Source organism: Ancylobacter polymorphus, from assembly GCF_022836935.1.
Taxonomy (GTDB): domain Bacteria; phylum Pseudomonadota; class Alphaproteobacteria; order Rhizobiales; family Xanthobacteraceae; genus Ancylobacter; species Ancylobacter polymorphus_A.
In genome coordinates this window covers 3,691,345-3,705,242 of the sequence record NZ_CP083239.1, presented here as the reverse complement: position 1 = coordinate 3,705,242, position 13,898 = coordinate 3,691,345, and the positions used below count along the sequence as shown (strand labels likewise).

15 protein-coding genes and 1 tRNA gene are annotated in these 13,898 nt (G+C 64.0%); 5 read left to right on the top strand and 11 right to left on the bottom strand.

All coding sequences use genetic code 11. The annotated features are described in order from the left end of the window. Positions 1–2: 2 nt before the first annotated feature. The 8 genes from K9D25_RS17835 to K9D25_RS17800 form a co-directional block, all read right to left on the bottom strand. On the bottom strand, positions 3–821 hold the full coding sequence (locus tag K9D25_RS17835) for an NAD kinase (protein WP_244376948.1): 819 nt from the start codon (positions 819–821) through the stop codon (positions 3–5). Between the two features lie 91 nt (positions 822–912). Then, on the bottom strand, positions 913–1,158 hold the full coding sequence (locus K9D25_RS17830; protein ID WP_244376947.1) for a DUF3297 family protein: 246 nt from the start codon (positions 1,156–1,158) through the stop codon (positions 913–915). A gap of 82 nt (positions 1,159–1,240) precedes the next feature. Then, positions 1,241–2,230, bottom strand: coding sequence for an MBL fold metallo-hydrolase (locus K9D25_RS17825; RefSeq protein ID WP_244376946.1), 990 nt, complete (start codon positions 2,228–2,230; stop codon positions 1,241–1,243). Between the two features lie 164 nt (positions 2,231–2,394). After that, a protein-coding gene (locus tag K9D25_RS17820) for an IS5 family transposase (RefSeq protein ID WP_244376945.1) occupies positions 2,395–3,149 on the bottom strand; the annotation gives its coding sequence in 2 pieces (ribosomal slippage) (positions 2,395–2,816 and positions 2,816–3,149; 756 coding nt in all). 60 nt (positions 3,150–3,209) lie between these two features. After that, on the bottom strand, positions 3,210–4,007 hold the full coding sequence (locus tag K9D25_RS17815) for an ABC transporter permease (RefSeq protein WP_244376944.1): 798 nt from the start codon (positions 4,005–4,007) through the stop codon (positions 3,210–3,212). Further along, the gene (locus tag K9D25_RS17810) at positions 4,004–5,041 is read right to left on the bottom strand and encodes an ABC transporter permease (RefSeq protein WP_244376943.1); all 1,038 of its coding nucleotides are present in this window, start codon (positions 5,039–5,041) and stop codon (positions 4,004–4,006) included. The genes K9D25_RS17815 and K9D25_RS17810 overlap by 4 nt, the downstream gene beginning before the upstream one ends. After that, entirely contained in the window at positions 5,034–6,128 is a 1,095-nt protein-coding gene (locus K9D25_RS17805) for an ABC transporter ATP-binding protein (protein ID WP_244376942.1), read from the bottom strand. The genes K9D25_RS17810 and K9D25_RS17805 overlap by 8 nt, the downstream gene beginning before the upstream one ends. Positions 6,129–6,248: 120 nt before the next feature. Beyond that, a complete protein-coding gene (locus tag K9D25_RS17800) occupies positions 6,249–7,376 on the bottom strand; it encodes an extracellular solute-binding protein (protein ID WP_244376941.1) in 1,128 nt (375 codons plus the stop codon). Positions 7,377–7,822: 446 nt separating this feature from the next. Between K9D25_RS17800 and K9D25_RS17795 the strand changes: the two genes are divergently transcribed. Beyond that, the gene (locus K9D25_RS17795; RefSeq protein ID WP_244376940.1) at positions 7,823–8,635 is read left to right on the top strand and encodes a TerC family protein; all 813 of its coding nucleotides are present in this window, start codon (positions 7,823–7,825) and stop codon (positions 8,633–8,635) included. A gap of 87 nt (positions 8,636–8,722) precedes the next feature. Next, a complete protein-coding gene (locus K9D25_RS17790; protein ID WP_244376939.1) occupies positions 8,723–9,421 on the top strand; it encodes a sulfite oxidase-like oxidoreductase in 699 nt (232 codons plus the stop codon). A 36-nt stretch (positions 9,422–9,457) separates the two neighbouring features. Here the strand turns inward: K9D25_RS17790 and K9D25_RS17785 are convergent. After that, positions 9,458–9,532, bottom strand: a tRNA-Thr gene (locus K9D25_RS17785). Between the two features lie 153 nt (positions 9,533–9,685). Continuing rightward, the gene (locus K9D25_RS17780) at positions 9,686–10,201 is read right to left on the bottom strand and encodes a hypothetical protein (RefSeq protein ID WP_244376938.1); all 516 of its coding nucleotides are present in this window, start codon (positions 10,199–10,201) and stop codon (positions 9,686–9,688) included. A 322-nt stretch (positions 10,202–10,523) separates the two neighbouring features. On the opposite strand from K9D25_RS17780, the gene K9D25_RS17775 reads away from it, so the two are divergent. From K9D25_RS17775 to K9D25_RS17765, 3 genes are all read left to right on the top strand, one after another. After that, on the top strand, positions 10,524–10,946 hold the full coding sequence (locus tag K9D25_RS17775) for a cysteine rich repeat-containing protein (protein WP_244376937.1): 423 nt from the start codon (positions 10,524–10,526) through the stop codon (positions 10,944–10,946). Positions 10,947–10,980: 34 nt separating this feature from the next. Continuing rightward, on the top strand, positions 10,981–11,610 hold the full coding sequence (locus K9D25_RS17770; RefSeq protein WP_244376936.1) for an OmpA family protein: 630 nt from the start codon (positions 10,981–10,983) through the stop codon (positions 11,608–11,610). 106 nt (positions 11,611–11,716) lie between these two features. Then, positions 11,717–12,058, top strand: a complete 342-nt coding sequence (locus K9D25_RS17765) for a RidA family protein (RefSeq protein ID WP_244376935.1) — start codon at positions 11,717–11,719, stop codon at positions 12,056–12,058. A gap of 116 nt (positions 12,059–12,174) precedes the next feature. On the opposite strand, the gene K9D25_RS17760 is transcribed toward K9D25_RS17765, so the two are convergent. Further along, the gene (locus K9D25_RS17760; protein ID WP_244376934.1) at positions 12,175–13,806 is read right to left on the bottom strand and encodes an MFS transporter; all 1,632 of its coding nucleotides are present in this window, start codon (positions 13,804–13,806) and stop codon (positions 12,175–12,177) included. Positions 13,807–13,898 lie beyond the last annotated feature (92 nt).

The window sequence follows — 13,898 nt, the reverse complement described above, 5'->3', positions numbered from 1 at the left end:
GTTCAGCCGAATTGTTCGGCCAGGATGCGTTCCTCGATCGAGTGATCGCGATCGACCAGCATGGTCATCGAGGAATTGGCATCGAGCCGTGCGCGCACCGCCACCACGTCGCGCACCTCGAAATGATCGGCCGTTGCATTCACCGGACGCTTCTCGAACTCCATCACGGCAATGTCGACGCGGGCGCGGTCAGGCACGAGCGCCCCGCGCCAGCGGCGCGGCCGGAAGGCGGAAATGGGGGTGACCGCCAAAAGTGGTGTGCCGATGGGAAGGATCGGGCCCTGAGCGGAGAGGTTATAGGCCGTTGATCCTGCCGGCGTTGCTACGAGAACGCCATCGCAGATCAACTCCTCCATCCGCACCTTGCCGTCGATGGCGATGCGCAGCTTCGCCGCCTGATAGGATTGGCGGATGAGCGACACTTCATTGATCGCCCAGGCGCGGTGCTGGCGCCCTTTTATGTCGGTCGCTTCCATCATCAACGGATGGATAACCACCCGCTGCGATGCGGTGATACGCGCGGGCAGGTCCTCCTCGCGAAAACTGTTCATGAGGAAGCCGACCGAACCGCGATTCATACCGTAGATCGGCGTGCCGCTGTCGCGGAAGCGGTGCAGCGTCTGCAGCATGAAACCGTCGCCACCAAGTGCGACCACGACATCGGCGTCTTCCGCCGGCACGGTGCCATAGCGTGCCGTGAGCAGTCCTTGGGCCTGAAGCGCGTCCGGCGCTTCACTTGCTACGAAGGCGATGCGGCTCAAGGCGGTTGACGCGTCAACCGCGGCATGGCTCGGACCGGCGGGGCGGGCGACTTCATTCATGCGGACTGCCCGATAGCTGAGGCGTCAAGGCCGGAAGGCGGCGACGTCGGCGTGCTGGTCTACACGCTTGCGCAGGGTGCCGTCGAGACGCTCACTCGTCCGGCGTGCGTAGATAAGGTTCGACCGGCCCGACCAGTTTCACCGTCATCGGGTTCCCGGCGCGGTCCTTGGCCTTGCCGACTGAGACGCGAATCCAGCCTTCACTTACGCAGTACTCCTCGACATTGGTCTTTTCCACGCCCTTGAAGCGGATGCCGACTCCGCGCTCCAGCAGTTCTGCATTGTGGAACGGGCTGTTCGGGTCGCTCGACAGGCGGTCGGGAAGAGTGTCGGACATGGACGGTCCTCGATTCCGAAAAGGTGGGGCGAGACATAGCCTCGCCCCGCCGGTCTTGCCAAGTCACGACCCTCGCCGGGCGTCAAAGCACCGGGCGCCAGAGTGCTGGCACAACGGCGTAACCCTCCCCCTCTTTGCGGATGAATCCGGTGGCGGGGAAGGGGTAGTGGTAGCCGGTGAGTTGAAGCCGCTCCGCCGCCACCATGTCGTAGATACGGCGGCGGGTCTGCACGGCCCTCGGTCCGTCCATGTCGAACTGCACCTGCCATTCCGGATGGGGAGCGAACAGAATCGGTGTGTTGGTGGTGTCGGACTGGATGAACAGGCGCTCATTGCCTGAGGCAAAGATGAAGGCGGTGTGGCCGGGCGTATGGCCAGCAGCGTCGACACTCGTCAGTCCAGGGACGATCTCCTTGTCCCAGCCATAGCGCGCAACTTTGCTCTCGATATCCTTGAAAACGCGGCGGACATTGGTGAAGTTGCCCTTCAGTGCTTCTGGCGCGCGGCTCATCTCGCCCTCGTCCATCCAGAATGCCCATTCCGCTTCCGGTACCAGGATTTCCGCGTTGGGGAAGGCGAGCCCGCCATCGGCAGTGCGCAGCCCATTGATATGGTCGCCGTGGAAATGGGAAATGACCACTGTTTCGATGTCCGACGGCTTGACGCCTGCCCAAGCCAAATTGGCCTGCAACCGCCCGACCGGCGCATTGCCGGACTGGGGACCATTGCCGGTGTCGATGAGAATGAGCTTGCCGCCATTATTGATGAGCAGCGGATTGAACGGGATCGACATCGTGTCCTTCGGCTGGAATGCAACTTCCAGCGCGGCATTGATCTCCTGGCGGGAGGCGTTACGCACGAAGCCGTCGGCAAGCGGGAAGGTTCGCATGCCGTCATTCACCGCGGTCATCTCGGCCGTGCCGACACGGTAGCGATAAAGCCCCGGCACCTGCTGGCCTGTGGCGGTTTGCGCTGTGGCTGGGGAGACGCTTGCAAGCAGAGGCAGGGCGGCAGGCATCGCGGCGAGGCCTGCGGCACCGGCAAGCGCATGGCGGCGGGACATCTGGCTCATCGCTGGCTCCGTTATGTTGGCGTATGGTCGCTGGGATGCGGCGCAGGCTAGTGCCGCAGCGTGAGCACGTCACGGCGCGAGCCATCACGTTCGGGTGATGATAGCCGGCTCAGTATCTTGAATCGGAGGGTCGGGAGCGAAGCTAGGCTCAGGACTCATTGATTTCAAAGCCAGAAGATGACGGTGGCTGCGATGCATATGGCCGAGAAGAAGGTGTGTGCGCATCGGTCATAGCGTGTGGCGATACGGCGCCAGTCCTTGAGCTTTGCGAACAGGTTCTCGACCTTGTGACGCTGGCGGTAGAGGGTTTTGTCGTAGGGATAAGGCCGCTTGCGGCTCCGCGATGAAGGAATGCAGGGCGTGATCCCCTTGTCGGCGAGCGCCTCCCGGAACCAGGCGCTGTCATAACCCCGGTCGGCGATCAGGGTCTTGGCCGGCGGCAACGCGTTGAGGACGAGGCGGGCGCCCTTGTGGTCGCTCATCTGGCCTTCCGTCAGCAGCATGATGATCGGACGGCCCGCGCCGTCGCAGACGGTGTGGAGCTTGGAGTTCAATCCGCCTTTGGTGCGCCCGATACGACGGGGAACAGCCCCTTTTTGAGCAGGCTCGCCGCCGTGCGGTGGGCCTTCAGATGCGTGGCATCGATCATCACCCGTTCGGGTTTGGGCCCTTCGCCGGCGAGGCTGGAGAAGATACGGTCGAAGACCCCGAGCCGGCTCCAGCGGATGAAGCGGTTGTACAGCGTCTTGTGCGGGCCGTAGTCCTTCGGCGCATCTTTCCACTGCAACCCGTTGCGGATCACATAGACAATGCCGCTCACCACCCGGCGGTCATCGACGCGCGGCACCCCATGGGCCAGCGGAAAGAACGGCGAGATCCGAGCCATCTGCCGCTCGCTCAGCAAGAACAAATCACCCATCACAGCCTCCTCAATGGAGACTGTGAATCACATCCAGAACGCAATTAATAGGTCCTGAGCCTAGGCCTTCGGCTTCTTTTGCAGCACTACATAGGCAATAGCGGCGACAAGCGTTAGCGCCACGAAGATCACACCGACCACGTTGATCACGGGGGACAGGCCGAAGCGCAGGCGCGAGGCGATTTCGGTCACCAGGGTCCATTCACCGCCGATGGCAAAAACCGTCGTGTTGTAGTTCTCGAAGGACTGTAGGAAGGCGACCACGGCGGCGGTGAAGCAGGTCGGTGCCAGGAAGGGCAGGGTGATGCGGCGGAACACGAGGGTGTGACTGGCGCCGAGATCGAGCGCCGCTTCCTCCAGCGTACGATCCTGCCGTTGCAGTCGGGCGAGGAAAAGCAGCATCGCGTAGGAGGCAATGAAGCTCGACTGCGCCATGACGGCGACGAACAGCCCGCCCGGTACGCCGAATTCCCGCCAGAAGATGAGGCTGGAAATGCCGAGGATGATTCCCGGCGTCAGCACGGGGGAGACGAGCACGGAATAGAGAACCGTCCCGGAACGCTGTCCAAGCCGGGTGAGGATCAGCGCCCCCGACAGGCCGGCGGGTATCGACACAGCGATTACCCCGAGCGCGACCAGCACCGAGTTGACGAGCCCCTGCAGAAGGCGCTGGTCATGGGCGAGGGCGACGAACCATTTGAGTGTAAAGCCCTGCCATTGTGTCACCGAGGGGTAGTCGAAGGAATTGAACGCCGCCGCCGACATCACCGCCAGAGGCAGGAAAAGGTAGAGGACGAAAAGCGCGATATAGATGTTCAGCACCAGCCGCGCGCCGGCACTCTCCGTGGCGGTGCTCATTTCGCGATGTCCCTCAGCCCGACGCCGAACAAGCGCATCATCAGGAGGATGAAGGCGGTGCAGACCACGAGCAGCGACACGGCATAGGCCGAACCCATGTTCCAGTTGTTCGCCTCATAGAACTGCCGGTACACGAGCTGGCTGAACCAGTCGCCGCCCTGGCCGCGCGTCATGATCGCCGGCACGGAATAGGAGCCGGCCGACAGCATGAAGGTCATGATGCAGCCCACCGCGATGCCCGGCTTGGCGTGCGGGATGATGACCCGGCGGTGGATGCGCAGCGTCGAGGCGCCGAGGTCGCGCGCGGCTTCGATCTGGTTGCGGTCCAGTGTCTCCAGCGTGTTCACCATCGGGAACACCATGAACAGGACGTAGGTGTAGATCATCGCCAGGAAGACGGCGGAGGGATTCTCCAGGAACGGGATCCACTCGCGCGCATCGAGATTGATGAACCCCATCCATTGCAGCACGCCGTTGATGACGCCGCGATAGTCCAGGATCATGAGCCAGGCATAGACGCGCAGTAATTCGTTGATGGCATAGGGGACGATCAGCGCGACCATCAGGATGATCGCCTTGCGCGGGCCACTCGCCAGCGCCACGACATAGGCGACGGGGTAGCAGACGACGAGCGCCAGTGCCGTCACCAACAAAGCGTAGAAGATGGTGCGCACGAAGATGTAGAAATGCAGGCCGCTCATGCGGGTGAAGTTGGCGATGCCGTAGCTCTTCGGCGGGTTCTTCTCCTGCGCTTCCAGCGTGGCGATCTCGGCCTGCTTTTCCGAGACGCTCTGGTCGAGGCTCGCCTTCTTCGCCGGGTCGGTTTCGCTTTGCCGGTCGAGCTCCATCAGCGAGATGTCATTGTAGAGCCGGTCAATGGTGAGCGACACGTCGCCCTTCGATTCCCGCCACCACAGCGACTGCTCCACCATCGCCCCCAGGGGGACAAGAATCAGCACCAGCACCCAGGCGATGGCGATGCCGACGATAACGGTGGCCAGCGGCCGGCCATAAGCGCGCGAGAGACTACCCATGGGCCACCGGCCCCAGCGGGTAGACGAGCGCGTCGTCGATGCCGAAAGAGAGCGTCAGTTCATCCGGCAGTTCGCGTACCGCCGGGCCGTTCGGCACGGTAACGGTAAGCGTCTGTCCGGCCGCGGCGCATTGTAGATGCACCGAGGCGCCTTCGAGGCTGCGGGCGGCGAGGCGGACGGGGACGGCATTGGCACCGTCGCCACCGAGCGCGATGCGTTCCGGCCGCACCAGCAGCAGCGCTTCGTCGCGCACACGCAACGGGCCTTTCACCCGCCCCTCGACGCGGCCGATAGGTGTATCCAGCACGGCCTGAGTGTCGGCCACGCTGGTAACCGTGCCGCGGAGCACATTTTGCTCGCCGACGAACGTCGCGACGAAGGGCGTCGCCGGGTCGGCATAAAGCGTGTCGGCGTCCGCGACCTGTTCGAGCTTGCCGCGGCTCATCACAGCCACCCGGTCGGACATGGCGAGCGCTTCGCCCTGGTCGTGGGTAATGTAGATGAAGGTGATTCCCACCCGCTTCTGGATGGCGCGCAGTTCGCTGCGCATGTGCTGACGCAGCTTGAGGTCGAGTGCCGACAACGGTTCGTCCAGCAAGAGCACCGCCGGCTCGACCGCGAGCGCCCGGGCGATGGCCACCCGCTGGCGCTGGCCACCTGAGAGGTCCGCCGGCTTCTTGTCGCCATAACCGCCAAGCGCCACGAGTTCGAGAAGTTCCTGCGCGCGCTTCAGCCGCTCGGCCTTGCGCACGCCGCGTGCCTCCAGCCCGAAGGCGACGTTCTCGGCCACGCTCATCAAGGGGAAGAGTGCGAGATTCTGAAAGATCAACGCGGTCGGCCGCTCATTCGGGCCCTTGCCCGCCATATCCTCGCCGCCGATCAGCACCCGGCCAGCGGTGGGCTCGATGAAGCCGGAAATGGTGCGCAGCAAGGTGGTCTTGCCGCAGCCGGAGGGGCCGAGAATCGAGAAGAACTCGCCCGCGTGAATGGAAAGATCGGTCGGCTGCACGGCGGTGGAATCGCCGAAGCGGATCGACACCTTGTCGAGACGCACGTCTTTGCCGCGTAGCGGGGTCGCATCAGCCATGGTGGGGTCCGTCCTGGCCGGTCCGCCCGGCCGTCCACGTCATCGAGGCATTCCGCCGGGGGCGGCGGGCATCCCCGGGTGCGGCCCGGAGATGCCATGGTGTCGTGTGAGAGCGCCGTATCAGCTGTTGGTCAGCTTCTCGACATACTCGCCGCGCAGCTTGGCGTAGAAGTCGGTCTGCATCGGCCACCAGAAGAGATTGTCGATGGTGCCAGCCGGATAGGCCGCATCGAAGGCCGCGCGGGCTTCCTCGGAGAGGAACTGCTGGGCGCCGGCGGCGCAGCTGTTGTAGCCAGTGGTGTTGGCGAAGCGAGCGCCGACTTCCGGTTGGTAGATGAAGTTGGCAAAGGCATAGGCCTGCTCGACATTCGCGGCGCCCGAGGGGATGCCGAGCGTGTCAGTCCAGGCGAGGCCGCCTTCCTTCGGCATGCCGTAGCTCCACTTCTTGTCAGTGTTGCGGTGGAGCAGGATGCCAGTCGTATCCCAGGTCTGGCCAATGGTGCAGCCGGCGTCGGTGAAGGCGGCGGTCGCCTCGGTGGCGTTGTTCCAGTAGGCGCCGATATTGCCCTTATGGGCGAGGATATACTTGAGCACGCCTTCGAAGACGCGGCGCGAATCGGCCTCGGACTTGTAGAGGTCCATGCCGCGGTCCGACTTCAGCTCGCCGGTGGCGTCGAGATAGAGCGCGACGCCGTTGAACACCGACTTCTGGCGGATGGCGGTCTGCTTGGGGTGGTCGGCGAGCCACATGTCGCCATAGGAAATCTCGCCGGACTTCTTGCCGGGAAACTTGGTGGAGTCCCAGGTGATGCCCTCGGTGCCCCAGTCGAACGGCACGAGGTAGCGCTTGCCGCGATAGGCCGCGCCGAGCTTGAGCGAGTTGCGATAGATCGAGGGGATGATCAGCGAGGACTGGAACTTCGACTCGTCGATCGGCTGGAGCAGATTGTCCTTGTAGTAGTTGGGGCCGGTGTCGACAGACGGGAAGATGATATCGAAGCCCTTGCCGCCGGCGGCGCGCAGCTTGTTCTCGCATTCTTCGTTGGAGCCGTAGGTCGACAGATTCACCTTGACGCCGGTGGCATTGGTGAAGTCGGCCAGCAGGGTGTTCTTGTCGAAATAGTCGCCCCAGGCATAGACGTTGAGCGAGCCGGAGGTCGCGAGCGCGTCGTGGGCGCGGAGCACGGCGGGCGCGGCGATCGCGAAGGCGCCGGCCTTCATCAGGTCGCGACGAGAAAAGCGGGTCATCAGTACCTCCCTTTGCCCCCGGAGGGCGAAACGGTGTTCGCTCTAGTTCGGGGCGATGAACGGACGATGACACGGTAAATTCGCGCGTGGAAGCCATTGTCGCAAATAACCAATGCGAGGTAGTGGCTGCTCAGTTTAGGCAAGCAAAAGTTGCATTTGGGATCCCATCAACTTGTCGAGGGTGCGACAATCTGTCATGCAAAGGACGGGTGGCTTTGATGCGCGCCTGCCTTACTTTCTCACGACCCGTTGATCCGGGCCCCTCTGACGCGAGCCGCCGGCGTTCGCGTGATGTCGGATCGCTTTCCGACGTCGCGCCGGCAGGATTGTGTCGCAGATGATTATTTTACCCCCCTCTCGATCCGAACCGCCCGTTGGTGCGTTAATGCGCCGCGCGGCCATGGCTGCGCCGACCCGTCTCTTGGCGATCTCTGGGGAGTGATCCGGTGGAATATTTGATGGAACTTGCCGCCAGCCCGGCGGCCTGGGCGGCGCTTGTTACGCTTGTCGCCATGGAAGTCGTGCTCGGCATCGACAACCTGCTGTTCATTTCGATCCTGACCAACAAGCTGCCTGAAGATATCCGGCCTCGCGCCCGGCGGATCGGCATCGGTCTGGCGCTGGTCATGCGTCTCGGCCTGCTCAGCACCATCGCCATCATCGTTACCCTGGTCGAGCCGGTGTTCTCCGTTTTCGGCCATCCCTTCTCCTGGCGCGACATCATCCTGATCGCCGGCGGCCTGTTCCTGGTGTGGAAGGCGACCAAGGAGATTCATCACAGCATGGCGCCGCATGACGAGCAGGAGGCGTCCCTCGGGGGCACCCTGCAGGTCAGCTTCAGCGCGGCCATTGTGCAGATCCTGATCCTTGACCTCGTCTTCTCGGTGGACAGCATCATCACGGCGGTCGGCATGACCGAGCACATTCCGATCATGGTCATCGCCGTCGTCTTTGCGGTGCTCACCATGCTGTTCGCGGCCGGCCCGCTGGCTAATTTCATCAACCGCAACCCGTCCATCGTGATGCTCGCTCTCGGCTTCCTGCTGCTCATCGGCACGACGCTGATCGCGGAAGGTTTCGGCGCCCATGTTTCTAAGGGCTATATCTACACCGCCATGGCCTTCTCGGCGGGGGTCGAAGCCCTGAACATGCTTCAGCGCAAGCGCCGCCCGACAGCGGCGGGGCAGGCCGTCGCGGGGCATCATCACAGCCCAGCGCCGGACGCGCCGCCTGCCGAACACAGCCGCGTGAATGCCTGAATGTGAAGCGGCGGCGTGGGAAAGGAAAAGCCCGCGCCGCCGGACACTGCTAGGATCGGGCGTCCCTCCAGAGAAGGAGCCCGGTCCATGGCGGACACATCCGAGCCGCATCTCCCCGCTGACGAGAGCGGGGACCTCCCCCCCGACAGCAAGCTTACCCGCACCAAACGTGCCTGGGCCCGGGCCGGCAAATTCCTCACCGGCCGTGTCGCCCGCCCGGAAGAGGACCGGTTGCCGCCCGGCCAGCATCTCGTGCGCGACTGGCCGGTGCTCGACCTTGGTATGCAGCCGCGTATCGCCCTTGATCGCTGGCGGCTCGACGTGACGGGCGAAGTGGAAACCCCCGTCTCCTGGGACTGGGCGACCTTCCGCGCGCAGAAGCAGACCCGCGAGACGACGGACATTCACTGCGTTACCACGTGGTCGCGCTATGACAATCACTGGGAGGGCCTCGCCACCCGCGACCTGCTCGACGTGGTGATGCCGCGTGAAACCGCGCGCTTCGTGCTTCTCCACTCCTATGACGGCTACATCACGAATTTGGCGCTGGAGGACTTCGCGGCGGAGGACGCTCTCATCGTCCACAGCTGGGAGGACAAACCGCTCACCATCGAGCATGGCGGTCCGGCGCGGCTGGTGGTGCCGCATCTCTACTTCTGGAAAAGCGCCAAATGGCTCAAGAAGATCGAGTTTGTCGTTGCCGACAAACGTGGCTTCTGGGAGGAGAACGGCTATCACAACCACGCCGATCCGTGGAAGGAAGAGCGCTATTCCGATGAGGAGTGAGCGCGTTCTGGCGCACCCCTGCGGAGGGGCGGGAAATGGTGCCGGCTGAGGGGATCGAACCCCCGACCTTCGGTTTACAAAACCGCTGCACTACCGCTGTGCTAAGCCGGCACCGGCTTGGCTTCGACTTGTTCCATCCAAGCGACGGAAACACGGCCGATGACCGAGGATGCGCCGGCAATTAGGCCGCCGGCGACTGTTTCTCTTCGCCGATGGTCGGCGCCCGGTCAAGTCGTCGGTGTGACCGACATGGACAGGCGCGATTTACTTGGGCCCGCTGAAGCTCGTCATCCTGCCACCGCGGAACCGGCATTCGACATTCCAGAACCCCAGTTGGCCACGGGCCTTGATGACGTTGAAGGAGAGCGTCACCACCTTCTCTCGACCGGGCAGCACCGCCTTCGCGGCGAGCTTCACGATCGGGTAGGCTGGCGCCGTCCGGGCAGCCTTCTCGCAGTAATTGAGGGCATCCCGGTCTGAAATCTCCACAGGACCCGGTTGCGGCCCCGGGCCCCACGGGCCCGGCGGATTCGGATAGGGCGGCGGCGGGGGCGGCCGGTTCCGGTCAAGCGTAATGCGGCAGTCGGAGTAGGCCCGCGTGCCCGGTACAAGGCCCCAGGAGCGGCATTTGGCATCGTCAGCCTGGTCGGGCGTAGGGTAGGGGGGTGGATAGGACGGCGCGTAAGGCGGGGGATAGGGCGCGGGCGGCGGATAATATTGGGCGAGGGCGGGAGCGCAGGTGATCAGCACCGCCGTCACGGCTGAAAGCAGCTGTTTCAAGATTCGTGGTCCCCCGTGAACTGACCTTTGCCTGCGGCGGCCCGGCGGAGCTGTCAAGGCGCGTGGCCCGGTGCTGCGACACCCTTAGTTCGGCTGAGCGCGCTCATAGCGCCGGTAGGATGGTCCATCGCAACTGGTAAAGGGATGCGAAGGCGCATCCGCCCCTCAAATACCGACGATCTGCCGAAAACCGGCAAAATACGCCATTGCGCCAAGCGCGACCTTCTGCGAGACGAATCCGTGGGAAATCGTTCGCACCGGCGCGTGCCGAATCCCCCCGGGGTGACGACCACCGCGGGCACGCCATTTGGGAGGCTGGACTATGAAGCGATTTTTGTTCGGACTGGCGGCGATGCTGCTGGCCGGCATGGCCGGCAGCGCGTCGGCCCAGACGATGAGCTATGCGGAAGCTGGGGCGCTGATCGCCAAGAGCTGCGGCCCCTCCATCGAGAAATTCTGTGCCAAGGACAATCTCGGCACGGGTGAGGTTCGTAACTGCCTGATGGCGCATCAGGACCAGGTGCCGCAGCAGTGCTTCGACGATTATGCCGCCGCGCGGGCCTCTATCGCCAAGCGCATTGCGGCGCAGGGCGACGCCTGGAACGTGTGCAACGCGAACATCCGCCAGGCCTGCGCCGGCGTTCAGCCGGGCGACGCCAACATTCTCAACTGCCTGATTGACGCCAGCAAGGTGATCCGGCCGGCCTGCAAGTCCATTCTGGTCGATGCCGGCTGGTGGCAGTGACGGAACGGCGAAACGCTAGGGAAAGAGACAGATCATGACCCGTATCACCCGTTTCGTCGGCGGGCTCGCCCTCGCCGCTGCGCTCGCCGCGCCGCTGGCCGGCACCGCGACCGCGCAGACTGCCGATTCCGACTCGCAGATCATGCAGGGCCTCTCGCAGGCCACCATGTTCGACCCGTCGCTCACCGCCCAGGTGCTGCGCCAGATGGCGCAGGACGCCGTCACCCAGAACCAGCCGCTGACGCTCGACAAGTCCGAAATCGCCAAGCGGCTCGACAAGCTGGCGCAGATCACTGTGCAGATCCAGTTCGCGCTGGGGTCTGACATTATCCGTCCCGAGTCCTACCGGACGCTCGGCTCGATCGCCGACGCCATGCATCACCCGATCCTGGCGAACTACAAGTTCATTGTCGTCGGCAACACCGACACGACCGGCACCCGCGCCTTCAACCTGAAGCTCAGCCAGGAGCGCGCCAACGCCATCGTGCAGGCGCTGGTCGTGGTGTTTGGCATCTCGCCGGATCGCCTCGAGGCCGTCGGCCTCGGCCAGGAGGCGCTGCAGGTGCCCTCAAAGCCGCAGGACCCGATCAATCGCCGCGTGCAGATCTTCACCATCGGCACGGTTGGGCCGATGGGCAAGCCGGTCCCCACCAGCGCTCCCTGAGCGGGACGCTCGCATCTTCATGTGATAGGAAGCCGGCCGGTGCCCCGCGCACCGGCCGGCTTTGTTTTGGCCGCCCCGTTTTCCGTCACATCCAGAGTTTCAGCAGATGAGCATCACCAGAATCGAAGTCGGCCCGCGCATGAGCGAGGCCGTGGTCCACGGGTCCGTCGTGTATCTCGCCGGCCAGGTGGCCAAGGGCGACAGCGTGACCGCGCAGACTGAGGCCGTGCTCGGCCAGATCGACGCGCTGCTTGCGAAGGCGGGCACCGACAAGACCAAGCTGCTGACCGCCACCATCTACCTCGCCGACATTTCCACCTTCGCGGAAATGAACGCGGTTTGGGATAAGTGGGTGTCGGCCGGCAACACGCCGGCGCGCGCCACGGTCGAAGCGGCGCTGGCGACGCCGGAGTACAAGGTGGAAATCGTCGTCGCGGCCGCGATCTGAGGGGGCGCCGGCAATCACCGCCGGCGATCTAACTAAGTACAAAAAAGGCCCCGTCGCAGGACGGGGCCTTTCGTTTTCTGGGGCTCTCCGAGCGGAAGCGGGAGCCTGACTCTGGCTCAGTGCCAGTTTTCGAGGTCGCGCTTATTGGTCTCCGGCGCCAGAACCAGGCCGATGACGAAGGTCGCCAGGGCAACGATGATCGGGTACCAGAGGCCGTAATAGATGTCGCCGGTGGCTGCCACCATGGCGAAGGCGGTGGTCGGCAGGAAGCCGCCGAACCAGCCATTGCCGATGTGATAGGGCAGCGACATCGCGGTGTAGCGGATGCGTGTCGGGAACAACTCAACCAGCCAGGCCGCGATCGGGCCGTACACCATGGTGACGAACAGCACCAGGATGGTCAGCAGCGCCACCACCATGGGCGTGTTGATCGCGGCCGGGTCGGCCTTCGCCGGGTAACCGGCGGCGCGGATGGCCTCGGTCATGCTGGCGTTGAAGGCGTCGCTCTGGGTCTTCATCGCCGCCGCGTCGAGACCGACGCCGCTGAAGGACGGGATGACTTTGTCGCCCACCTTGACGCTCGCCACGGTGCCGGCCGGTGCCGCCTCATTGGAGTAGTTCACCGAGTTGCGCGCCAGGAAGGACTTGGCGATGTCGCAGGAGGTGACGAACTTGGCCGTGCCGACCGGGTTGAACTGGAACGAGCACTCAGCCGGATTGGCGACGACGGTGACCGGCGAAGCGGCCTGCGCCTTCTCAAGTGCCGGGTTGGCGTAGTGGGTGATCGCCGCGAAGATCGGGAAATAGGTCAGCGCCGCGATAAGGCAGCCGCCGAGAATGATCGGCTTGCGGCCGATCTTGTCGGACAGCCAGCCGAACACGATGAAGAACGGCGTGCCGATCAGCAGCGAGATGGCGATCAGGACGTTGGCGGTCCAGCCATCGACCTTCAACGTTTGGGTGAGGAAGAACAGGGCATAGAACTGGCCCGTGTACCAGACAACGGCCTGGCCGGCGGTGCCGCCGAACAGCGCAATGAGGCCGACCTTGGCGTTCTCCCAACGGCCGAACGCCTCGGTGAGCGGCGCCTTGGAGGTCTTGCCCTCTTCCTTCATCTTCTTGAAAACGGGCGATTCGTTCAGGGTGAGACGAATCCAGACCGACACCGCGAGCAGAAGGATCGACACCAGGAACGGAATGCGCCAGCCCCACTCCGCGAACGCCGCCTCGCCGAGATAGGTGCGGGTGCCGAGAATGACGAGCAGGGAGAGGAACAGGCCCAGCGTCGCCGTGGTTTGAATCCACGACGTGTAGAACCCGCGCCGGCCATTCGGCGCATGCTCGGCGACATAGGTGGCGGCGCCACCATACTCACCGCCCAGCGCGAGGCCTTGGAACAGGCGCAGAATGATGAGGATCACCGGCGCGGCAATGCCCCAGCTGGCGTAGTTGGGCAGGATGCCGACGACGAAGGTCGAGGCGCCCATCAGCAGAATGGTGATGAGGAAGGTGTATTTGCGGCCGACGAGATCGCCGAGCCGGCCGAACACGATGGCGCCGAACGGACGCACCGCGAAGCCGGCGGCGAAGGCCATGAGGGCGAAGATGAACGCGGCGGTCGGATTGACGCCCGAGAAGAACTGCGCCGCGATGATCGCCGAGAGCGAGCCGTAGAGATAGAAATCGTACCATTCAAAGACGGTGCCGAGCGAAGAAGCGAAGATGACCTTCTTTTCCTCGCGGGTCATGGGAGCCGCCTTCCCGGCGGGCCCCGCAGTGGTTACGCTCATGTGTTTCCCTTCCCCAAAGTAAGTCGCGCCAATGCAGTGGCGTGCGAGAT